Raw genomic sequence first — 23,469 nt, forward strand, 5'->3', positions numbered from 1 at the left:
CCACCCTGTAAGAGCGCCAAGCTATACGACGCGACAACCTACACACAGTTTGCCACCTGGGCGGCACATACCATTCGCTGCCGCTGGCCCGAGTATGGGTATTCGAAGCGGGTGAGGCGTTTATTCGAAGGGCGGTTTCAAAGACCAAGTGCAACAGCGGGGTTGATTTCGATTCCCTGCTTCTTGCAGTTTTCAATAAAGACTTGCGCGGGCGTTCTCCAGCCGAGCGTCTTGCGCGGACGGTTGTTCATCTCTATCGCAATCATGTCGAGCTGGCGCTGCGAGAGCACGGACAGGTCCGCGCCCTTGGGCAGGTACTGGCGCAACAGACCGCTGGTGTTCTCACAGATGCCGCGCTGCCACGGGCTGTGTGGATCGCAGAAGTAGATGCGCATGCCCGTTGCTTTGGCCAGTTCCTTGTGCAGTGCCATCTCCTTGCCCTGATCGTAGGTCAGCGTCTTGAGCAGTTCCGGGTCAAGCGGCGCAAACGCTGCGCTGTAGCCCCGCAACGCCGCTTCCGCCGTGCTGTCATCCATCTTGACCAGCATCAGGAACAGCGTGCTGCGATCGATCAGCGTGCCCACCGCCGAGCGGTTTCCTGCCCCCTTGATGAGATCGCCTTCCCAGTGTCCGGCAAGCACCCGCTCGTTCGCCTCCGGGGGCGCACATGGATGCTGACCATGTCAGTGAGCTTGCCACGCCGGTCTTCGCCGCGCGAGCGGGGTCTGCGCGTGCTGCGTCCCCGTCTGAGCAGCGCGATCAGCTCGCGTTTGAGCTCGCCCCGAGGCATGGCATAGATGGCGTGATAGATGGTTTCGTGAGACACGTTCAGGGTGGGCTCATCCGGATGCGCCTGCTTCAGCTGCGCACTGATCTGCTCGGGTGAATGGCATTTGGCCAGCAGTTCACGCACCTGCGGCCACAGCGGCCCATCGACGTGCAGCTTGCGTTCCCGCCGAGGCTTGCGCCGCAGTCTGCCTGCCCGCAAACCCGCACGCCTTGAATTGTAACCGCCGGCGATCGGCGGTCGTCCCATCGTTGCGCGCTCGTGAGCCGGTTTCCAGTCATTGCGCTTCAGTTCGCGACTGATCGTACTGGGTGAGCGCACAAGCGCACGCGCGATCTCGCGCGTGCTCTTGTCCTCAAACTTCATTGTAAAGATCACACCGCGCTCTTCGGCGCTCAGCTGTTCGTAGTTTTTTCCCATGCAACGTATCCTAAACGGAAGTGTTGCACTTGCATCTTGAAACCGCCAAGCGTTGGCAACGAATGCGAACAGGAAAGTCGCCGTGTGAAGCGTAAGACCCTGTGGGGGCCCTCAGGCAAGAACTAGAACTGGCGGTGTGAGCCGCTTTCTTTTGCCTACTTTTCTTTGCGGCGGCAAAGAAAAGTAGGTGCCGCCCCGCACAGGGGCAACGCCTGAAGCACGCTAACAAAACGCGGATGCCAGCGGAACCACTGGCAGACCACCATAACGCGGACGCTAGCGCACCCACAGGCAGACCACCACAACGCCGCTGCAAGCGAAGAAAACCCCAAACCCCAAAATCCGGCTGCGCCGCCAAAACAAAAAACCCCGCGCCCCGCGCGGCCCCCCCGGTATTAAACCTTCATATAGGTTGACGCAACCATTCGACTGCAAGGGCAACCCTATGTACGGCTAGTCGCGCCAGGCCCATCCGTTTAACTTTGATTCCATCGCGGCAGCGTTATTTGAGCCGCAATCAAATCACTGAAACCGGAAGAACCTGCCATGACCACCACACTGATCGACCTGCCCGCTCCGCTTGCCGATGTCGTGTCGCGCCGCCAGGCATCCCCCATCGTCGCCGAACAGCAATGGCGCCGCATGAACGAATCCGCGCACGACGCCGCGACGCAGCGCGACAACGTCGTCGTCATGCGCTGGACCCACGGCGGCGACGCGCCGCTCGAAGTATCGAACGAAGGCAGCGTCGCCGATCACTGCATCGGCCTGAACCTGAAGTGCGCGGCACTCACCTTCGATCACGCCGGCCGCAGGCTCGTACACGGCCGTCTGACGGCAGGCGCCGTTCAGGTCACCGCGCCCGGCGTGCCGACCCGAGCCGTGTTCTCGTCATCGGCCGACGTGCTCCATCTCTTCGTGTCGCAGCAGGTCCTCGCCGAGTGCTATCAGGACCTGTTCCAGCACTCGCGCGACGCCGACATCGTGCTCGACGATCCCGAACTCATCCGCGACCCCGTGCTCGAGCGTCTGGGCCAGGCGCTGGCCGTTTCGCAGAGCAACGATGCCGCGCTCGGCAAGATGTTCACGGACAGCGTCAGCCTCGCGATCGTGTCGCATATCGTCGGGCGTCATTTCGCCGGTGCGACCCGCCGTTCGCGCGAGGCCGCGCCGCTGCCGCAGTGGCGCATGAACCGCGTGATCGAATTCGTCGAAGCCCATCTCGCCGAACCCATCGGGCTTGCCGACATTGCCGCGAGCGCCGGCCTCACGCGCATGCATTTCGCCGCGCAATTCCGCCGCGCAACGGGCGTGCGCCCGCATGAATATCTGCTGCGCCGACGCGTCGAGCATGCGCAACATCTGCTCGTGACATCGAAGCACAACGTGATGGATGTCGCGCTGAGCTGCGGATTCCGCTCCCAGGCCCACTTCACGACCGTGTTCAAGAAGTTCGTCGGCGAAACACCGCATCGCTGGAAAGAGAAGACGAACGACGCGCGCTAACGCGCCGCCGTCCCGTACTTCAGACAGTCCACAAGCCTCGCCCGAACCGATCGCTTTCCACAGGAGTTTCGACATGCTGGCAAACGCAAACGTGATGGACCCATGGACCCAGACCATCGGTCTGCTAGGGACGACTTCGCGCCTGATGGCCGTCGCGGAAGCCGCAGCGCAGCCGCGTCACAAGACCCGCAACACGGATGAACCCGTGGGCGCGCAGGTGACGCTGATCGATCGCCCGACGCCTTCGACGGCCACCATCGCGTGGCGCGATTCGACACGCGGCTGTTTCGGCGATCAGGTCTGGCGCATGGCGCGCGCGCGCATGCCGGGCTTCTGCGCGATGAGCGGCCAGGTCATCCGCCCCGGCGATGCCGTGTACAAACCGAATCCGCGGCCCACGCCCGTCAATGGCGATGCGATGATTCTGGCGTCCGTCCTGCGCGACGCGGACACGCTCTGAACGACGCGTGTCGTGTGTTGCCGGCGGCGCGCGATGTCCCCTGCAATGCGAATGATGCGGCGCGTACGGCATAGTCCCCGCCTTGGGGCGCGATGTGGCCGCGAACGGGCGTGTCGTGCGGGATGGGATCTCCACTTTGCCTGGATCAGCGAATGGCAGATATCGTCGGCAGCATGCGCGTGTTCGCCCGGGTGGTCGAGTCGGGTTCGTTCACTGCCGTTGCGAAAGAGAACGACGCAACGGCTGCGCAGATTTCGCGTGCGGTCACGGCGCTCGAAGAGCGGTTGCAGACGGCGCTGCTGCATCGCACGACACGCCATCTGTCGCTGACGGAAGCGGGCACCCGCTTCTATGAACGCGCGAAGGCGATGCTTTCTGACCTCGATGCGGCAACGGACGAGGCGCGCAACGCGAGCGTGTCGCCAGCGGGCAAGGTGCGGCTGCATTGCGCGCCGGGTCTCGCTGATTTCGGCGAGGCAGCTTCCGGATTCCGCCTATGTCGCGCAGTAGCGAAAGTCCATACCTTGCTCGAACACTTGCGTTCGACGTTGGCGCCCGTGCTGGCATCCGCGATTTGTTAGCGTGCTTCACGCGTCGCCCCTGTGCGGGGCGGCACCTACTTTTCTTTGCCGCCGCAAAGAAAAGTAGGCAAAAGAAAGCGGCTCACACCGCAAATTCTTCTTCCTGCCTGAGGGCCCCCAACCGGTCCTACGCCTCATACGGCAACGCCCCTGTCCACGTTCGTTGCTAACGCTTTGAATAAACGCATCACCCGCTTCGAATACCCGTGCACGGGCTAGCGGCAGCGAATGGTTTGCGCCGCCCAGGTGGCAAACTGTGTGTAGGTTGTCGCGGCGTATAACGTGGCGCTCTTACAGGGTGGGACGCGTGCGTTACCGGCTCGGAGTGAGGCGAGTGCAGTACTACGGCCTACACACAGTTTGCCACCTGGGCGGCCGTGGAATATCTGGCACGGCGTGCTGTAGTGCGGGGGTGTGAAGCGGGTGAGGCGCACTGCAAGAGCGCTGGCAACGAGCATGGGTCACGTGATTGCCGTGTGAAGCGTAAGACCCGTTGGGGGCCCTCAGGCAAACACGAGAACTGGCGGTGTGAGCCGCTTTCTTTTGCCTACTTTTCTTTGCGGCGGCAAAGAAAAGTAGGTGCCGCCCCGCACAGGGGCGACGCTTGAAGCACGCTAACGCATCGCGGATGCCAGCGCAAAGTCAAAAGCACACGCCGACCAGCAACGCCCCCGATTACCCTTACCGCGATCAAGTACCTATATCCCCACACCAGGCTTAACTCGCTGAAAGCGTATTAGTACGCGACATGACGGTTCCAGGGATGTGACGCCGAAGAGGCCTGAACCACGACCGCCTGATTGCTAATAAAAAGCGCGTCACTCGCCCGCGTGTGCTTCTCCGACGACCTTGCCGCGAAAGATATAGTACTGGTACAGGTTGTACCCGATCATCACAGGGAAAATCAGCCCGATACCGGCCAGCATGAACGCGAGCGTGTGCGAATCGGAAGCCGCCTGCACGATGCCCAGCTTGCCGGGCACGAAGTCCGGAAACAGGCTGACGGCAAGGCCCACGAACGACACGATGAACAGCGTCACCGCGCCGCGAAACGGCCCGCGCGACGCGCCCATGTACAGCGACGCCATGATGAACGCGAAGGCAAGTGCCGCCGCGAGGCCGAGCGCGATCAGCACATGCATGACACCCGGCTGTGACCAGCGGTCGAGGCCGACATCGCTGAAGAACCATGTCGCGATGGTCAGCAGCAGCGCGGCCGCAACCGTCAGCACCGCGCTCAGCAGCGCGAGACGCCGCGACCATTGCTCGATCACGCCCACCGTCTTTTTCACCAGATACGTCGCGCCCAACAGCGCATAGCCCGCCACCACGCCGATCGCCGCCACGACGATGAACCCCTGGCTCATCTCGCCCGGCACGAGGCCCGTGATGATCTTGCCGAGCACGACGCCTTGCGCGAGCGCGGCAACGAGGCTGCCGATGCCGAACACCTTGTCCCACAGCGGACCATGCTCGACGCTGTGACGGAACTCGATCGCCGCGCCACGCATGATGAGCCCGGCGATCAGCGCCATGATGGGCAGATAGAGATCCTGCATCAGCTGCGCGTACGCAACCGGAAACGCGCCGAACAGTCCGCCGCCGAGCACGACGAGCCAGGTTTCGTTCGCGTCCCAGACGTGGCCGATCGACTCGACCATCACGTCGCGATCTTCGCGCCGCGTGCGCAGCAGGCTGAGAATGCCGACGCCGAGATCGAAGCCGTCCGTCACGACGTAGAAGACCAGCATCAGGCCGAGCAGGCCGAACCACACGTAGGCCAGCAACGAATGTGTAGAGCTATCCATGAGGCAACCTCTTGAGCGGAATACGCGGCATCAATAGCCGGAAATGGATTTCGTCGTCGCGGCGCGCGCGGCGTTCGCCGTGACAATGGCGGGCGGCACGCTGGTCAGATCAGGACCGTTTCGCAGCCAGCGGCGCGCGAGGACGAAGAACGTGACGAGCAGCACGACATAGAACGCGAAGAACATCGCCATGCTCAGCGAGACTGAAGAGGGCGCGACTGTGGATGCCGCCTGGCTCGTGCGAAGCAGCCCATACACGACCCACGGCTGACGGCCCACTTCACGCACGATCCAGCCCGCTTCGACGGCGACATACGGCAGCGGAATGCACAACACCCACGCGAGCAGCAGCTTGCGGCGTGCAAGCAGCGCATCGAGGCTGCCGCGCGCCTTGCGCAGCGCGTAAACGGTCCAGAACGCCAGCAGCATGAAGCAGAAGCCGATGCCCGCCATCACGCGGAACGCGTAGTAGAGCAGGGGGATCATCGGCGGCTGGTCTTCGGGCTTGAAGTCGGTCAAGCCTTTCACCTGGCCGTGCAGCGTGTGCGTGCCGAGCACGCTCAGCATGCCGGGACTTCCAGCGACCAGTCGTTGCGCTGCGCCGCTTTGTCGGGCCACGCGAGCAGCGACCACGACGCGCCCGTGCCGGGTGCATTGGTGTGCCAATGGCCTTCGATCGCCGCGCCCTTCGCGGGTTGCGTTTCGAACACGCTCACGCCGCTCGAATCGCCGAGCCAGATTTGCAGCGGCGCAGCGATCACCAGCACGGCGAGCGCGATCTTGAACGAGCGCGCGAAGAACTCGGGATGACGCTTGCGGAACAGGTTGTACGCGGAGATGCCCGCAATCACGAACATGCCCGTTTCGATGGCCGCGACCCACATGTGCGAGACGCCCCACACCATGTCGGGATTAAAGATCGCGGCCAGATAGTTGGTCACCTCGATCTTGCCGTCGACCACGGCGTAACCCGCGGGCGTCTGCATCCACGAGTTGGCGACCATGATCCAGAACGCGGAGATGCTGGAGCCGAGCGCGACCATGCCCGTCGCGAACAGGTGCACGCCGCGCGGCACGCGTCCCCAGCCGAGCAGCATCACGCCGACGAAACCCGCTTCGAGCATGAACGCCATCGCGCCTTCGAAGCCGAGAATGTTGCCAATGAACTGGCCACTGTACTGCGAAAAGCCCGCCCAGTTGGTGCCGAACTGAAACTCCATCGGAATGCCGCTGACCACGCCGACCGCGAAGTTCAGCACCAGCAGCTTGCTCCAGAAGCGCGCCTGACGGTAGTACATCACGTCGCCCGTTTTGATCCATAGCGCTTCGACGAGCACGAGGAAGGCGGACAGGCTGATGGTCAGGATCGGCCACAAAATATGGAAGACGGCCGTCATCGCGAACTGCGCGCGCGACAGGTTGGCAACATGATCAAGCATGGCTGGCCTCCTCGGCTTGCGGCGCGGCTTGCACGACGATGGCGCGCGTCGCGGACTCGGGACCGATAGCGGCGGCGCGAACGATCTTCACGGGCACCGACTTGTACGACGGCGTGCGGCTTTGCGGATCGAACGCGTAGAGCGGCACGAGCGGATTCACCTCGGGGTAGTACGCGCCGCAGCATCCATCGGGCAGCGAATACTCGACCACCTTGAAGCTGCGGACAACGCGTTCGATGCCATCCGTCGAGAGCGCGACGATATCGACGCGCTCGCCCGGATGCAGCCCGCGCTTTTGCAACTCATGCTGATTCATGAACACGACGTCGCGCTGGCCGAACACACCGCGATAGCGGTCCGAGTGCGAATAGAGTGTGGTGTTGTACTGATCGTGGCTGCGCATGGTGGTGAGCCACAGCGCGTCGGGATTGTCGTGCCACGGGTTCTCGTCGAGCCCTTTGAAGACGAGGAAATTCGCGCGGCCCGTCGGCGTATCCCACACGCGCTCGCGCGCGTTCGACGTGAGATGGAAGCCGCCCGGCACGCGGATGCGCTCGTTGTACGCCTGGAAAATCGGAAACACGATTTCGATCGCATCGCGAATATGGTCGTAGTTCGCGACCATCTGCTCCCAGGGCACACGCGACTTCTCGCCGAGCGTCGCTCGCGCAATCCCTGCGACGATGGCCGGCTCGCTCATCAGATACGGCGACGCGGGCTCGTTGCGGCCAGCGGACGCGTGCACCATCGACATCGAATCTTCCACGGTGATCGACTGCGGGCCGCCCGCCTGAATGTCGATTTCCGTGCGGCCGAGGCACGGCAGAATCAACGCTTCCTTGCCGTGCACGAGATGGCTGCGATTGAGCTTCGTCGCGATATGCACCGTCAGGCCGAGCTTGCGGATCGCATCCTGCATGCGTACCCAGTCGGGAATCGCGGCAGCGAAATTGCCGCCCAGCCCGATGAACACTTTCGCGTCGCCGCGCATCATCGCTTCGAGCGTCGCGATCACGTCGTTGCCGTGGTTGCTCGGCGGGCGAAAACCGAAGGCGCGCTCGATACCTTCAATCAAGCCCTTGTTCGGCTTCTCCGTGATGCCGACCGTGCGGTTACCTTGCACGTTCGAATGTCCGCGCACGGGGCAGATGCCTGCACCCTCGCGGCCGACGTTGCCGCGCAGCAGCGCGAGATTGGCGATCTGCTGGACGTTCTCCGTGCCGCGATGGTGCTGCGTAATGCCCATCCCGTACACGAGAATCGCATTCTCGGCCTTCATGTAGATGTTCGCCGCGTTCTCGATATCGGCGTGCGACAGACCCGAATGCCGTTCGATCGCCTCCCACGATGTCGCGCGCAGATCGTCGAGCAGCGCATCGATGCCGTGTGTATGGCCTTCGATGAATTCGATGTCGAGGATGCGTGGTTTATCGGCGGCGAGCGCGGCGTCGTCGGCTTCGACGATGGCCTTCATCATCCCCTTGAGCACGGCGACGTCGCCGCCTACCTTGACCTGATACAGGAACGTGCTGATCGGCGTGTAGCCGAGCGTCGCCATTTCGACGGGGTTTTGCGGCGACGCGAAGCGCTCCAGCGCGCGTTCGCGGAACGGATTGAACGACACGATCTTCGCGCCACGGCGCGACGCGGAATGCAGGTCGCTCATCATCCGCGGGCTGTTGGTGCCGGGGTTCTGCCCGAAGATGAAGATCGCATCGGCGTGTTCGAAGTCTTCGAGCAGCACCGTGCCTTTGCCGACGCCGATCGATTGCGGCAAGCCGACGCTCGTCGCTTCGTGGCACATGTTCGAGCAGTCGGGGAAGTTGTTGCTGCCGAATTCGCGGACGAACAACTGGTAGAGAAACGCCGCTTCGTTCGACGCGCGGCCCGACGTGTAGAAATCGGCCTGATCGGGATGGTCGAGCGCGTTCAGATGGCGGCCCACGAGCGCGAAGGCATCGTCCCAGCTGATGGGCGCATAGCGGTCCGTGTTGGCGTCATAGAGCATCGGATGCGTGAGGCGGCCGACCATTTCGAGGTCGTAGTCGTCCCATGCGGTGAGCTCGGAAACGCTGTGCGCGGCGAAGAACTCCGGCGTGCAGCGGTTCACGGTCGCTTCCCACGCGACAGCCTTTGCGCCGTTCTCGCAGAACTCGAACGACGACGTGTGCTTCGGGTCGGGCCATGCGCAACCCGGACAGTCGAAGCCTTGCGGCTGATTCATGTGCAGCAGCGTCTTTGCGCCGGAGACGGGGATGCCCTGAAGCGTCAGCGCTTCACCCGTTGCCTTGAGCGCGCCCCAACCGCCTGCGGGGTCGCTGTAAATGCGGATCACCTTCTTTTTGCCCATTTCCGTTTCCTGTGCAGTCGAACCAGTGTCATTGAGCGAATGATCGGGTCACAGAAACAAAGCGTTTTGCCTGTTTGCCCGCTGGTTTTGTTTCCACACGGAATTGCCTGACCGGTTGCGAGGTGATTGAGCCCGCGAACGATTCATTTGATGCCTTGTTTTAGCGGTCGGCCAATGGAGAAACGCAAATCGCTTTTCATCACGATTAAAAAAAAAGCGGGCGATTTGTCTGACACAAATCGCCCGCTCTTCTATAAGCGCGAAAGTAACCTGTGAGGTCACGTCCAGTACTTGGAATCGGTCACGCGGCGCTGGTATCCAGACATGCCACGATGCGCGTGCCGGTCGCGCGCAGGCTCGCCGACACTGTCGAGCTTTTGTATCGCGGGTCGCGCTTGCGCGGGCACACGTTGTTTCCCCGGTGACGAAACATCCGTAGCAGACACGGGCGTTGGCTTGCCGGCTTCGGCGGCCAGGCGTTCGAGCGGCAATTGCGCATTCGCGCCGACCACGAGAATCGCCTGCATCACGCCCGGCGCCTGATACGCACAGGTCGCAGCCAACGCGACGCTACACGCGGCAATGGCATAGCTGGGCCGGAAAAAAGGAAAGGTGATGGTGCGCATCATGCATTCTCCATTACGCGCGCTACACGGCAGAACGTTTGATGTTGGTGCTCGTTTAAAAGGCGGGTGTCGAGCACCTCTCTCAGATGCGACGTCATGAAATCGATGAAGGTCTTGATCTTCGCGTCGATATGATGCCTGCTTGAATAAACGGCGAAAACGCTCGTATTTTGAAGGCGCGATTCGGGGAATAACTGAAGCAGCCTCCCATTGCGAATGTCGTCGATCACGCAATGCACGGGCAATGCCGCGACGCCCGCGCCCGCCAGCGTCGCAATGCGGATCGCCTCGGTGTCGTTGATCGCGAACTGGCCGGCGCCTTCCTGACCCGTCGACTGTCCCGTCGGCTTCACGAGGCTGAGCTTCACGGGATGGCCGTTCGGCTCGACACGAAACGGCATGGGCGTCAGCGCGTGCTCGTCGAGGTCGCTCGCAGTTTCGATTCGATGCGTCTGAAGAAAGGCAGGGGACGCGACCAGCACGCGCTCGCAGTGACCGATCAGCTTGCAGACGTTGCGCGAATCGGGCAGCGTCGGCGCGGCGACGATCGACACATCCACGTCGTCTTCGAGCAGATTCGCCATGCGCGGCAGAAACTTCAACTGCACCGCGACGGTCGGAAAGCGCTTGCGATACTCGAGAATAGAATGCGTCAATTGCGCGAGGCCCAGATCCGTCACGCAGTGAATCCGCAGCGTGCCGCGCGCGCTGGTATGCGCATCGCCCGCTTCGGCTTCGGCGTCTTCCAGATCGGCGAGGATCTTCTTGCACTTCTGGTAGTAGCGCTCGCCCGGTTCCGTCAGCGAAACCTTGCGCGTCGTACGTTGCAGGAGTCGCGCGTGCAGATGGTCTTCGAGCGACGACACGGCGCGCGACACACTGCCTGTGCTGCAGTTCATGTGGTCTGCTACCGCGCTGAAGCTGCCCGACTCGACGACGCGCGAGAAAATGCGCATGCTCAAGATCTTGTCCATGGAACCGTTCACCTCGTGCTGTCTGATCCGTTTTGTCTTGTGCGGAGTACGACTTTTTGCCGCTTGAGACAAAGATAGACCGAGGCGATGGAATGAACCATCGTACGTTGGGACGTCTGCTTAATCCAAGTAGTCAGGGCCTCATACGTTGGTATAGGGCGGCGGACCGGACTCGATGCGGATACCTGATCCGTTGCGCGCGGCTTGATGAATCCGTCCACGTCACGATCGCACATTGCGCTGGACGCAACCAAAAGCGCGCGACGCGACGGGTGGGCATTGTCCGCCTCGCAAAGCGGCGCTTTCAGGAAATTTAAAGGCCGAAACCGCGCGCGACGCATCCGCCTGCACGGCCAGCAGCCATGTGTTTAGTGGAAAAGCGATGTGTTTCGCGGCACGCGCCGAGCGATGCCATGAGCATTGCAGGCAATAAAAAACAGGGAAATCCGGCGTTGAAGCACGCAAATTTCATCGCGTGTATTCAGGTTTTTTAATGCTTCGACAAAGTATTCTTCACTCCGCATTGCTACGCTGCAAGGTGTATTGGAGCACATGGCCGGGCGTCATCCGGCGCGGAGGAGTCAACATGAACAAGAACGTTGCCGGCGTCGACATTCCCGATGGCGTGCTGGCTCGCGCGGCTTTCGAGCATGTTCGCGGTATCGAATCCGAATTGTTGTTGCATCACGCGCTGCGCGTGTTTCTGTTCGCTGCGTTGATAGGTTGCAAGGACGCACTCGCATTCGATACGGAACTGCTGTACGTCAGCGCGCTTTTTCACAACGTCGGGCTGAACGACGGGTATAGCCATTCGCCGAACCGCTTCGAAATCGACAGCGCGAACGCGGCGCGCGAGTTTCTGCGCAGTCATCGCGCCGACGAAGCCGCGACGGCGCAAGTGTGGACCGCGATCGCGCTGCATACCACGCCGGGCATTCCCGAACACATGTCGCCGCTCGTCGCGCTCCTCAGCGCCGGCGTGCACATGGACGTGCGGGGCGCGCGCTATCACGAGTTCATGGCGCGGCAGCGCGATGACATCGTGCAGGCGTTTCCGCGCGAACGCGGCTTCAAGACGAAGCTGATCGAAGCGTACGCGCGCGGCATGGAGCATCGGCCCGAAACGACGTTCGGCACGGTCAACGCGGACGTGCTCGACAGATGGGACCCCGACTACCGGCGCCTGAATTTCTGCGGGCTGGTGCTGGGATCGGAGTGGCCCCACTAGCGGCCGCTCGCGTCAACGCATTCAGTCAAGGTAAAGCAAATCATGAATACCCCGGCGATCAATCCTCCCGATCTTCTGTTCACCCAGCCCGATGCGGGCGCGCCGGATCTGGCGATGCCGTATTCGTCGCTGGAGTTCCGCCAGCATCAGATGTTTCCGCGCTTGTCCGCTGCGCAGATCGCGAGCCTGCGCCGCTTCGCGCAGCCGATGTCGTTCAAGGCGGGCGAGCTGATCTTTGAAACAGGGCGCATCGCACTGGGACTGTTCGTGCTGTTGCACGGGCGCGTGCGAATCTGTTCGCGCGACAGCTTCGGTCGCTCGACGCTCGTGACCGAGCACGACGACGGCCATTTCATGGCCGAGATGGCGCAGTTGTCGGGCAAGCCCGCGTTGATCGACGGCATTGCGCTGACCGATTGCGAAACGCTCGTGGTGTCGCCCGACAAGCTGCGCGCGTTGATCGTCGCCGACGCGCAACTCGGCGAGCACATCATGCGCGCGCTGATTCTGCGCCGGCTGGGGCTGATCGAGCAGGGGCTCGGACCGATCATCGTCGGCAATGGCGACGATGCGCGGCTCGTCCGGTTGCAGGGCTTCCTGCGCCGCAACGCGTATCCCGCGATGGTGATCGACGCCCGTCACGACGCCGAGGCCGTCACGCTGCTCGCCGGTATCACGACAGGCCCCGACGATTTCCCGCTGGTGTTCTGCCCGAACGGCTCCGTGCTGCGCGCACCCGATGAAGCGCAGCTTGCGTCGTGCCTCGGTCTCGTGCCGACCTTCGAGCGCTCGCATGTGTACGACGTCGCGATCGTCGGCGCGGGCCCGGCAGGACTGGCTGCCGCCGTGTATGCGGCCACGGAAGGTCTGTCCGTTGCCGTGTTCGACCAGCGCGCGCCGGGCGGGCAGGCGGGCGCGAGTTCGCGGATCGAGAACTACCTCGGCTTTCCGACGGGCATCTCGGGCCAGGCGCTCGCCGCGCGCGCATTCCAGCAGGCGTTGAAGTTCGGCGCGCATCTGGCGATTCCCGGCAAGGTCACGTGCGTCGACAGCGAAGATGGCATTCACGGGCTGACGCTGCTAGACGGCCAGCGCGTCAATGCACGCACGGTTGTCGTCGCGAGCGGCGCGGCGTATCGCAAGCCGCGTGTCGCGGGTTTCGATCGATTCGAAGGGAACGGCATTTACTACTGGGCGTCGCCCATCGAGGCCAAACTGGTCAAAGGGCAGGACATCGTGCTGATCGGCGGCGGCAATTCCGCGGGGCAGGCCACCGTGTTTCTCGCCAACTTCGCGCGCAGCATTCGCGTGCTGATTCGCGGCGCGGACCTGAATGCGAGCATGTCGAAGTATCTGATCGATCGCATCGGCTCGTTGCCGAATGTCTCAGTGTGCACGCGCTGTACGCTGCAAACGCTCGAAGGCGACGAGGCGGGTTTGACGCATGTCCATGTGCACCGCGAAGAAGAGGGCGATGAGACGATCGAAACGCGTCACCTGTTCCTGTTCATCGGCGCCGATCCGAAGACGGACTGGCTCATGTCGAGCGGCGTCGAACTGGATAGCCACGGTTTCGTCGTGACGGGCTTCGCGCGGCGCTCACACACGCCAGGCGGTACGGGCATTCACTATCCACTCGAAACCAGCTTGTCAGGCATGTTCGCGGTCGGCGACGTGCGCTCGGAATCGACCAAGCGCGTGGCGTCCGCCGTGGGCGACGGCGCGGCCGTCGTCAGCCAGATTCATGCTTATCTCGCGCACTGCCACGCGGCTGCACAGAACAGCTAACAACAATTAGCGGCCGCGATTCGACAGACTCGCTCTGCTTCGACGCATGTCGCAGCGAGTGCGTTGCGGCATGCGCGATCTCATCGGGGCGGCACACGTAACCGCCAACACGCCTTCGCTTTGATAAAGGCTTCATGCCGAACGCTCGCACTGGATGCCTTTGCAAGGACTTCAAAATTTTTGAACAGATCGTTCGGATTTTTCCGCCCATGCATCTGCCGCGCCGTTCTAGACTGCCAAGCACATCAACCGGTATGCAGCATGCTACGCATTGTGTCTTGCTCTATCCGCGGTCCCGTTCCATTGCGACTCAGCGGCACGTGCCGTGAAGCGTTGCGCGCGCATGCCTGCGCGATCCGCTCATGACCCGCGTCGGACCACTCGACATCGATCTTGCGCGCCGTGAAGCGCGCGTCGACGGCACGTCCGTGCGCATCGGGAATCGTGCGTTCGACATACTCGAACTGCTGATCGAAGCGCAGGGCGGCCTGGTGTCAAAGGAAACGATTCTGGAGCGAGTGTGGCCGGACTCGGTGGTCGGCGACAATAACCTTCAGGTGCATATGTCGGCGCTGCGCAAGCTGCTCGGCGACAGCCGCGACCTGATCAAGACGATTGCTGGGCGTGGCTATCGGCTCGTCGGTCCGTCTTCCTGCGTGCAGCACGAAGACGAAGCCGCACCTTTGCACGACACGCATCCCATGCTCGCGCAAAGCGCCGTGCCGAACAATCTGCCTGCGTGCGGCTCCGTGCTGGTCGGCCGCGACGAAGCGACTGCGCATGTCAGTACCGTGCTGCGCAGCGCGCGTCACGTGACGCTGGTCGGCTCGGGCGGTATCGGCAAGACGCGCGTCGCGATCGAGGTCGCGCGCCGCCTGCTGGAGCACGCGTCGGGCGGCGTCTATTTCGTGTCCTTGAGTTCGGCGTCCGACATGAGCAGCGTGCTCGCGATGATGGCATCCGTGATCGGCGTGCCACCCGAAAGCGGGTGTTCGACGCGCGAGCGCATCGTCGAGACGATCGGCGGTCGGCGCATGTTGATCGTGCTCGACGGCTGCGAGCACGTGATCGACGTGGCCGCTCAGCTTGCGAACCATCTGCTGAACGCCTGCCCGCGCTTGCGCATCCTGTCGACGAGCCGCGAGCCGTTGCGCATTCCGTCTGAATCGCTATATTGGGTGCCCGCGCTCGACGTCCCCGAGCCGAACGACGATACCCCGCGCGTGCGCCGCTGCAGCGCCGTGAGTCTGTTCCTGATGCGAGCCCGCGCGATCGACGCGCGCTTCGCCGCCGACGACGCGAGCCTCCACGTAACGGGCATGGTGTGCCGACGGCTCGACGGCATTCCGCTGGCGATCGAGCTTGCAGCGGCCCGCGCTGCGCTGCTCGGCATCGACACGCTGGCCGCGCATCTCGACGACCGCTTCGGCATGTTGACGGGCGGCACGCGCACCGCGTTGCCGCGCCACCAGACGCTGAAGGCGACGCTCGACTGGAGCCACGCGCTGCTCGACGAAGCCGAACGCAAGACCTTGCGCCGCGTCGGCATTTTCGCGGACCGCTTTCCGCTCGAAGCCGCGATTGCAATCGCGAGCGATCATGAAACGCGCGAGCTGGACGTGGTCGCGGCGATGGCGGCGCTGGTCGAAAAGTCGCTGGTGGTCGCGAGCACCGGGCCGGGCACCGCATCGTTCCGGCTGCTCGAAACGACGCGCATGTACGCGCGGCAGAAGCTCGACGACAACGGCGAGCGCCGCGTCGTCGCGCTGAATCATGCGCGCTATCTGGCCACGCTGATCGATGGCGACGCGCGCGCAGCAGGTCAATGCGGCGGCGAACGCTGGCGCAGCGGGATTCCCGCGCTGCTCGACGAGGTTCGCGCGGCGCTGGCCTGGGTGCTGTCCGAAGACGGCGACGAAGCATTGCGCGAAACGTTGCCCGTCAATGCCGTCTTTCTGTTCTACGAGCTGTCGCTGATCGACGAGTGCTGCACGTGGGCGCGGCGCGCGCTTGCTGCCATTCCGCCTGCGGACGAATCGGCGTACGCGTTGCCACGTCAGCGCGCGCGGCTGCGGCTTCTCGCGGCGCTCGGTGCGGCGCTCGTGCGGGTTCACGGCCCCAACGCGGAAACGCACGCGATCTGGAAGGAAGTGCTCGCGTCGGCGATCGCATCGGGCGACCGGCCGCACGCGGATATGGAAAGCAGATTGATTAGCACCACGCCGTTGTGAAAATACGCGTAGCGCCTGCATTGTGTGAGGCGTCAACTCATTGCTACGAGCCGTTGCGCGACGTCGTCGATCAGGTCCGGCCGGTCGAGTTGATCGACCCACCAGCGCAGCGCCCTGCCGGCTTCGTCGTCACGCCACGCGAGATAGAAGTGCGTGACCGAGCGCATCCCCGACACTTCCTTGCGTACCAGTTGCCCGCGATTCATCGGCCCCGCGGCGATACATTCGGGCACCGTGCCGACACCAAGGCCGCGAATCTGCGCGGCCAGCTTGGTTTCGAGTGTCGGCACTGTCAGCACTTCCTGATTGGCGGCGAGCGCGATGGTGCGCGGCGTGAGCTTGCGTGACGTGTCGCTGATCGCGACCGCGCGGTGACGCGCGACGGCTTCCATCGTCAACGGCTCGGCAGCCGACGCGAGGGGATGACCGGGCGCGATCACGAACGCATGCTGCAACGAGCCGATCGGCTTCGCGATGAGGTTCGCGATGGGCGGCGGCTCGCCCGCCGCGCCGACGACAAGGTCCGCACGCCGCGTAATCAGCGCGTCCCATGTGCCGCCGAGTGTTTCTTTCGAAAGCAGCAGCCGGGTGCCGAGTTTGAGCTTGTAGAACTGGGTGACGTGAGGCCAGATCAGATCGAAGGGAATGATTTCGTCGATGGCGACGCGCAGTTCCGATTCCCAGCCGTGCTCGATCCGCTTCGCTTTCTGTTCGAGTTCGCGCGCGGCTTCGAGCAGACGCCGCCCTTCTTCGACGATGACGCGGCCCGCATGCGTGAGCTTCGCGCGGCGGCCCGTGCGCTCGAATAGCTTCACGCCGAGATCGACCTCCAGCTTCTGAACCAGATACGTCAACGACGACGGCACCTTGTGCAGCTCTTCCGCTGCGGATGCGAACGTGCCGGTGCGATCGATTGCATCGAGCGCTTGCAGGACTTCAAACGAGAGGTTCATGAATGGCGTCGTGAGGAATGTATGAATGCGTTATCGCGCATAGCATGAAGGCGGCGTGGCATTCGCGCAATACGTGAATCCCATTGTTGCCTGGTCCAAAGCAAGCATGAGCGTGCGATTCGACAATCGACACGACCCCGTTTCACGCAAACTCAAAGCCTTCACCGTACGTGTATTGCGTGCTTTTTTTCGAAGCAGCGCTGATACCGTACCGACCAGGCAAGACACGGAAACCCTATGAATTTCGATGCAGGCGTCGCGGCATGGCCGCGATGGCGTGACGAACTCAGGCAATACTGGAGCGACGATTATCCGCGCTTCAGGCATGTCGCGAAGGTCGCGATCGCCGCGACGCTCGCGATGGGCTTGTGCATGCGTCTCGAACTGCGCGGGCCCGGGACGGCGATGGTGTCGTGCATCGTCGTAATGATGTTCCAGCAGAGCGGCATGGTGATCGCACGCGGTTTCTATCGCGGTCTCGGCATGGTGTGCGGCAGTCTTGCGGGGCTCGTGCTGGCGTCGCTGTTCTCGCAGGCGTCGTGGCTCTTTCTGCTCATGCTGGCTGCGTGGATCGGGCTGTGCGTGTTCGGCTCGTCGTACTTCCGCAACTTCCAGTCGTACGGTTTTCTGCTGACAGGCTACGCGACCGCGATCACGTCGCTGCCTGCGTTGTCGAATCCTTATGGCGTGTTCGACAACCTCGTCTATACGATCAGCGAGGTGGTGATCGGCGTTGCGTGCGCGAGCCTCGTCAGCGCGCTGATTCTGCCGCGCCGCGTGGCGCCCGATCTGTACGCGGCGAGCCAGAACAATCTCGGTCATCTGTTCGCGGCCATTCACACGCTGCTCGGCGCGGCACTGCCGAAGGACGGCTTCGGCACGATGCTCGATCTGCTGCGCGAGCGCGCGAACGTGCAAAGCCTGCGTGTGGGCGCCGTGTTCGAAGATCCGTCGATCCGCCTGCAGCATCATGCGTTCATCAAGCTCGATACGGGCTTTGTCGACACGCTCGCGTCGGCGCACGCGCTGCATCAGGTAATCGCGCGGGCATCCGTTGAAGCCAACGCGCGCACGGTGCGCGCGGCCAATCAACTGATCGTGTCGTTTCTCGCTATCGTGCCGACAGGGATTGCGCCAGGCGCGTCGGCGGAGTTGCAGGTCGACGCATTATCGGTCCCGCTTGCCGGGTTCGAACGTTCGCTGAATGTGCGCGTCGACGCCGCGCTAAAAGCACTGGAAGACGAACCCGCGTGCCAGCGTGTCTTCATCGAAATGACGGGCGCGGCGCTGCACGGCTTCGTCGGCAATCTGCGCGAACTGTGCCGCAGTTTCGTGGAAGCGCGCCGCGCCGATCAGCGGCCCTGGCAGCAATCGGTGCTGCGGCTGATCACGCATATCGACAGCACACGCGCCACGTCCAATCGCGCGGCGGCCATCCTGAACGGCATGCGCGCGGCGGCGGCCGTGCTGTCGGTGGGCGCGATGTGGCTGGCGTCGGGCTGGGTCGGCGGATCGAGCGCGCTGGTTTCCGTCGCGATCGTCAGCGCACTGTTCACGCTCGCGCCCGATCCCGTTGCCGCGAGCTGGCAGATGTTCTGCGGCTGCGTTGCCGGTGCGATCGTGGGCTTCTTCATCGCGTTCTTTGTCTTCCCGCTGTTCGACAGTTTTGCATTGCTCGCGGCATGCATGGCGTTCCCGATCGTCGCGAGCAGTTATCTGAATACGTTTCCGAAAACCGCGACATTAGGTCTCGGCTTTGGCGTGTTCTTCTGCTACACGATCAACATCGCGAACCCTGTTACGTACCATCCCGCCCAGTTTCTCGACACGGCCTTCGGTTTGTCGCTCGGCATTGCCGCAGCAGCCGTGGCGTTCTCGACGATCGTACCGCTGGCGGGCGACTGGATTTCGCGGCAGTACCTGAAGCAGATGCGCTCGCTCGTCACGAAGTCCGCACGCGACGACGATCTCGAAGCGTTGTCGCATCGTTTCGAATCGGGCATGCGTGGCTTCATCATGCGGATCGCGTCGGCGCCTGCCGGGGAGCGCGTTGACCAGACGCGTCTCGTCGCGTCGGCGTTCGCGGCGCTGGAAGTTGGGCGCGCGATGATCGCGGTACGCCAGGACACGGCGCGTTTGGCCGCACGTTTGCCGAACGGCTGGCGCACGCTTCAAGATGAGTGGCTCGACGCAATGGCCGATGTGTTTTCCGCCGCGACCTCAGAGGCGCGAGACCGTGCGATGCGCGCGACGCAGCAGGCCAAACGCGCGCTGCCGCACGTCGATCTTGACGACACAACAGCCGAAGCGCTGATCGTGAAGCGGATGCGCCGGCTCATGCATTTCACGGAGCTGATGTTGAAGGACGACATGCTGCCGTTGTGGCAGACGTCGTCGGTTGCGAACGGAGCGTCGGCATGAAGCAGCGCGTCTCCGTCCTGAACGATGCGTGCCGCGCGCTCTCGACGGCGGCGGCGTGTGTGCTGCTTTGCTCGTGCATCAGTAGCGGCGGCATTCGTCCGCACGAAACCGGGGTGAATCCGGCGTCGCTCGATCCCGGCAACGCGATCCGTGCGACACGCCAGGACGCCGCCTGGCCCACCGACGACTGGTGGGGCCAATGGAACGATCCGCAGCTCGACGCGCTCGTCAAGGACGCGACGGCGGGCAATCCGGGCCTGAAGGAAGCGCAGGCACGCATCGACAACGCCCGGTTCCAGGCACAGGTCGCAGGCGCCGCCGAGTTGCCGCAAGTCAACGCGTCGGGCAACTTCGAGCGCCAGCGCTTCGCGCGTTATACGACGCCCGCGCCGCCGGGCGGCACGACCGTCTGGAACAACAGCGCGACGGCGGGTCTTTCGTACGACCTGGACCTGTGGGGCAAGAACCGCGCGATCCGCGAAGGCGCGCTCGATGCGGTGCAGGCCTCGGTAGCCGACGACCGCTTCGCCGTGGTCGAACTGCAGACGGCCGTCGTGCGCGCCTACGTGCAGCTCGCGCTGCAATACGCGTTGCTCGACGCTGACCTGGCCGTGCAGCAAGAGGAACAGCACACGCTCGATATCGCGAAGGCCCGGCTCGAAGCGGGCATCGGTAGCCGTCTCGACGTGTCGCAAGCGACGACGCAAGCGGCCATGAGCGTGACGAAGGTTCAGGAGACGCAGCAGCAGCTCGCGTTGAGCCGCATCGATATCGCCGCGCTGGCGGGCAAGGGCGCCGGTTACGGCGATACGCTGAAACGCCCGGCGCTCGCGCTGAATGTGCCCATCGCGTTGCCCGCGATGTTGCCCGTCGATCTGATCGGCCATCGCCCCGACATCGTCGCGCAGCGCTGGCGCGTGCTTGCAACGGAGAAAGGCATGGTGGCCGCGCATGCCGCTTTCTACCCGAACATCAATCTGCTGGCGACAGCGTCGCTGGGATCGGCGGCGACCTTCGGCGGATTCTTCAACCTGTTGAGCAGCGACGGCGCGGGCCATAGTCTCGGCGCGGCCATTTCGCTGCCGATCTTCGACGGCGGGCGGTTGCGCGGCGAGTACGGCGTGGCCGTGTCGGACCGCGACGCTGCCGTCGATGCGTACAACGCCGCCATCGTCGATGCAATGCGCGGCGTCGCGGCGCAGGTGACGTCGCTGCACGCGCTGGATGAGCAACAGGTGTCGACCCAAAGCACGCTCGATGCGGCCCGCGACGCGTACCGGCTCGCGGAGTCGGGCTATCGCAACGGCATCACGGAGTTTCTGAACGTGCTCGCGGCGCAGAACGCGCAGCAGGAGCAGGAAGAGCAGCTCGCCGACGTCGAGGCCAAACGGCTCGACGCGTGGGCGCTGCTGATGAAAGAACTGGGCGGCGGTTTCGCCGCGACGGCAGCCGACCGCGCTGCCATGGAGCCTGACAATGCCCGCTGAGATTGAATTCTGCTCGTTCCTCGTGCCGTATCTGCTGCCTGTGCTGATCGGCTGCGTGGTTGTGTTCGTGATGCTCGATCTGCTGTTCGCGCGGCTGGGTGTCTATCGGTATGCATGGCACCCGGGGCTGTTCCGGGTTGCGCTGTTCGCCGCGATGTTCAGCGCCGTCTCGCTGCTGGTGCGTGGATGACGCGGCCATGAACAATGATGAACCACGCGCCTTGTCGACCTGAAACGGCTTGCACAACAACATGACGATCAAACCGCAATCCTTCCTGCGCGCACTCTTCACGGTGACGATCCTGCTGGTCGCGCTGGTGCTTGTGCGCCTGCTGTGGGTCAACTACATGTACTCGCCATGGACGCGCGACGGCCGCGTGCGCGCCGACGTGATCGACGTGGCGACCGACGTGTCCGGGCTCGTCAGCGAAGTGCGTGTGAAGGACAACCAGTTCGTGCATCGCGGCGACGTGCTGTTCGTGCTCGACCCGTATCGCTTCAATTACGCCGTCGCGCAGGCGGATGCCGACATCGCGCGGGCCCAGGCCGAGATGGCGCGTGCGAAGGCGCAGATGGCGGAAGGCGCGTCGCGCGACCAGATGAAGCGCGAGCAGGCGGCGCGCCGCGCGAACCTCGCGGGCGACGTGATCTCAGACGAAACCCGCGAAGATGCTGCGTCGGCTGCGAACCAGTCGGATGCCGCCTACCGTGCCGATGCCGCCGCCTATAGCGCGGCCGAGGCGCTGTATAAAGCTGCCGTCGTCGAACAGCAGACGGCGCAGCTCAATCTGACGCGCAGCGTGGTGAGAGCGCCCGCCGACGGCTATATCACCAACCTGAACCTGTGGCCGGGCGACTATGCGACGGCGGGATCGGCGCGCATGGCGCTGATCGACGCGCACTCGTTCTGGGTCTACGGCTATTTCGAGGAAACCAAGATTCCGCGCGTACATGTCGGCGACCGCGCGGTGGTGCGCCTGCTGTCGGGCGGCGTCGACATTCAGGGGCATGTGGACAGTCTGTCGAGCGGCATCGCCGACCGGGACAATCCGACCAGCGGCAACGACCTGCTGGCCGATGTGAACCCGATCTTCACATGGGTGCGACTTGCTCAGCGGGTGCCTGTGCGCGTGCATCTCGACAGCGTGCCGGCGGGGATGCACCTCGCGGCGGGCATGACGTGCACGGTCACGTTGCTGCCCGGCAAGCGGGTGTCTTAAGTGCCGTCTTAAGTGCCGGCCTGAGGGGCTGCGATCTGACACCCGGCCGCGCGCCGCCAGGCACCCGGCGACGTGCCCGTCGCCTTCAGGAACAGGCGGCTCAGATGGCTCTGGTCCGCGAAGCCGCAGAAGCTCGCGATTTCCGTCAACGTCAGGCTGGTGGCTTCGATCAGTTGCCGCGCTTCGCCGATGCGTTGTTCGAGCAGCCATTGATGCGGCGTGAGCCCGGTGGCACGGGAAAACGCCCGGATGAAATAGCCGCGCGACAGGTTGCATTCGCTGGCGACATCGGCGATGGACGCGCCTTGCCGCGACCGCTCGATCAGCAGTTCCTTGGCGCGCGCTTCATGCGCATGAGACAGCGCGCCTTTCGCGCGTGGCCGGCGATCGCGCAGATTGCCGTAGCGCTGCGCGAGGTGCGTGCCGACGATCACGCCCATCTGCTCGGCGAACAGCGAATCGATGGCGCCATAGTGGGCGAGGTTGCTGTCCAGCGCACGCGCGAGATGACCGAGCACAGGGTCTTTCTGTTCAACCGCGCAGGTCAGCCCGTCGATGCCGGGGCCGCCGAGTTCGTCGCTGAGCCGTGTGAAGAATGCACGCGATAATTCGACCAGCACGAAGTCGAAATTCCCATACAGATCAGCGCGATAATCTTCTGAGAAATCGCGGATATAAATTGAATCCGCTTCAAACCGTTTGGCGATGTGTCGCTCGCCGTTGAAAATATTCCGCCGATGCCCGCTGTTCAGCGATATGCCGACCAGAAACCCCCGGTCGCATGCCGGCATGGCGACGCGATCCAGATGCGCCTGATCCATGCACTTGCGATAGAAGCGGATGTCGCCAATATCGAGTTCAACGTCCTTGCGTAATTTGCTCGACACGCATCCAAGCGCGTCCTTCGGCTTGGGCGGCGCGGCCGCTGCGGGATGTGCATAAGTCGACATGAGCGACGTCCTCAATTCATGCATTGCGTGTCAAACATAATTCGGCCAGTTTACACGGAAGCGACTGGCGATAAATATTCAAAACAGGCTGGCGGCCTTTATGTTTTATCGCTGGCCGATTCATTTGATTCAAGAGGGGCCGTATTCTGGCGGAATTTGCCGCCGTTCGGGCCTTGACCTGGTGCCTGTGCACCAGGATGTGATGCCATCCTCATAACGGTAAAAAAGACCATACAAATT

15 protein-coding genes and 3 pseudogenes are annotated in these 23,469 nt (G+C 63.3%); 10 read left to right on the forward strand and 8 right to left on the reverse strand.

Annotation, left to right across the window (positions count from 1 at the left end; all coding sequences use genetic code 11):
- Positions 1-137: 137 nt before the first annotated feature.
- Positions 138-1,207: pseudogene (locus H1204_RS39785) on the reverse strand (IS30 family transposase).
- A gap of 546 nt (positions 1,208-1,753) precedes the next feature.
- On the opposite strand from H1204_RS39785, the gene H1204_RS39790 reads away from it, so the two are divergent.
- From H1204_RS39790 to H1204_RS39800, 3 genes and pseudogenes are all read left to right on the forward strand, one after another.
- The gene (locus H1204_RS39790) at positions 1,754-2,713 is read left to right on the forward strand and encodes an AraC family transcriptional regulator (RefSeq protein WP_180734115.1); all 960 of its coding nucleotides are present in this window, start codon (positions 1,754-1,756) and stop codon (positions 2,711-2,713) included.
- Between the two features lie 73 nt (positions 2,714-2,786).
- Positions 2,787-3,173, forward strand: coding sequence for a DUF3331 domain-containing protein (locus H1204_RS39795; protein WP_180734116.1), 387 nt, complete (start codon positions 2,787-2,789; stop codon positions 3,171-3,173).
- Positions 3,174-3,325: 152 nt separating this feature from the next.
- Positions 3,326-3,619: pseudogene (locus H1204_RS39800) on the forward strand (LysR family transcriptional regulator); the annotation flags it as partial.
- Positions 3,620-4,572: 953 nt separating this feature from the next.
- Here H1204_RS39800 and H1204_RS39805 read toward each other — a convergent pair.
- From H1204_RS39805 to H1204_RS39825, 5 genes and pseudogenes are all read right to left on the reverse strand, one after another.
- Positions 4,573-5,562, reverse strand: a complete 990-nt coding sequence (locus H1204_RS39805) for a cytochrome d ubiquinol oxidase subunit II (RefSeq protein WP_180734117.1) — start codon at positions 5,560-5,562, stop codon at positions 4,573-4,575.
- Positions 5,563-5,592: 30 nt separating this feature from the next.
- Positions 5,593-7,001: pseudogene (locus H1204_RS39810) on the reverse strand (cytochrome ubiquinol oxidase subunit I).
- Positions 6,994-9,351, reverse strand: coding sequence for an FdhF/YdeP family oxidoreductase (locus tag H1204_RS39815; protein ID WP_180734118.1), 2,358 nt, complete (start codon positions 9,349-9,351; stop codon positions 6,994-6,996). The pseudogene H1204_RS39810 and the gene H1204_RS39815 overlap by 8 nt, the downstream one beginning before the upstream one ends.
- Positions 9,352-9,629: 278 nt before the next feature.
- Positions 9,630-9,980 (reverse strand): hypothetical protein, encoded by a 351-nt coding sequence (locus H1204_RS39820; protein WP_243468879.1) that lies wholly within the window; start codon positions 9,978-9,980, stop codon positions 9,630-9,632.
- Entirely contained in the window at positions 9,977-10,951 is a 975-nt protein-coding gene (locus H1204_RS39825) for a LysR substrate-binding domain-containing protein (protein ID WP_180734119.1), read from the reverse strand. Before H1204_RS39825 ends, H1204_RS39820 begins: the two co-directional genes overlap by 4 nt.
- 586 nt (positions 10,952-11,537) lie before the next feature.
- Between H1204_RS39825 and H1204_RS39830 the strand changes: the two genes are divergently transcribed.
- From H1204_RS39830 to H1204_RS39840, 3 genes are all read left to right on the forward strand, one after another.
- Complete coding sequence (locus H1204_RS39830) at positions 11,538-12,179, forward strand: HD domain-containing protein (RefSeq protein ID WP_180734120.1); 642 nt, start codon at positions 11,538-11,540, stop codon at positions 12,177-12,179.
- 42 nt (positions 12,180-12,221) lie between these two features.
- Positions 12,222-13,967 carry an FAD-dependent oxidoreductase gene (locus H1204_RS39835; RefSeq protein ID WP_180734121.1) on the forward strand — a complete coding sequence of 582 codons (1,746 nt, stop codon included), beginning with the start codon at positions 12,222-12,224 and terminating at the stop codon, positions 13,965-13,967.
- A 362-nt stretch (positions 13,968-14,329) separates the two neighbouring features.
- Positions 14,330-16,198 (forward strand): winged helix-turn-helix domain-containing protein, encoded by a 1,869-nt coding sequence (locus H1204_RS39840; RefSeq protein ID WP_180734122.1) that lies wholly within the window; start codon positions 14,330-14,332, stop codon positions 16,196-16,198.
- Positions 16,199-16,230: 32 nt separating this feature from the next.
- Here H1204_RS39840 and H1204_RS39845 read toward each other — a convergent pair whose 3' ends face one another.
- Complete coding sequence (locus H1204_RS39845) at positions 16,231-17,151, reverse strand: LysR family transcriptional regulator (protein WP_180734123.1); 921 nt, start codon at positions 17,149-17,151, stop codon at positions 16,231-16,233.
- 237 nt (positions 17,152-17,388) lie between these two features.
- Between H1204_RS39845 and H1204_RS39850 the strand changes: the two genes are divergently transcribed.
- From H1204_RS39850 to H1204_RS39865, 4 genes are all read left to right on the forward strand, one after another.
- Positions 17,389-19,572 carry an FUSC family protein gene (locus H1204_RS39850; protein WP_180734124.1) on the forward strand — a complete coding sequence of 728 codons (2,184 nt, stop codon included), beginning with the start codon at positions 17,389-17,391 and terminating at the stop codon, positions 19,570-19,572.
- Complete coding sequence (locus H1204_RS39855) at positions 19,569-21,059, forward strand: efflux transporter outer membrane subunit (protein ID WP_180734125.1); 1,491 nt, start codon at positions 19,569-19,571, stop codon at positions 21,057-21,059. Before H1204_RS39850 ends, H1204_RS39855 begins: the two co-directional genes overlap by 4 nt.
- On the forward strand, positions 21,049-21,249 hold the full coding sequence (locus H1204_RS39860; RefSeq protein ID WP_180734126.1) for a DUF1656 domain-containing protein: 201 nt from the start codon (positions 21,049-21,051) through the stop codon (positions 21,247-21,249). The genes H1204_RS39855 and H1204_RS39860 overlap by 11 nt, the downstream gene beginning before the upstream one ends.
- A 61-nt stretch (positions 21,250-21,310) precedes the next feature.
- Positions 21,311-22,279 (forward strand): HlyD family secretion protein, encoded by a 969-nt coding sequence (locus tag H1204_RS39865; RefSeq protein WP_180734127.1) that lies wholly within the window; start codon positions 21,311-21,313, stop codon positions 22,277-22,279.
- An 8-nt stretch (positions 22,280-22,287) separates the two neighbouring features.
- Here the strand turns inward: H1204_RS39865 and H1204_RS39870 are convergent, their stop codons facing one another.
- On the reverse strand, positions 22,288-23,229 hold the full coding sequence (locus H1204_RS39870) for an AraC family transcriptional regulator (protein ID WP_180734128.1): 942 nt from the start codon (positions 23,227-23,229) through the stop codon (positions 22,288-22,290).
- Between the last annotated feature and the right edge of the window lie 240 nt (positions 23,230-23,469).

The sequence above is a fragment of the Paraburkholderia sp. PGU19 genome, from assembly GCF_013426915.1.
GTDB lineage: Bacteria > Pseudomonadota > Gammaproteobacteria > Burkholderiales > Burkholderiaceae > Paraburkholderia.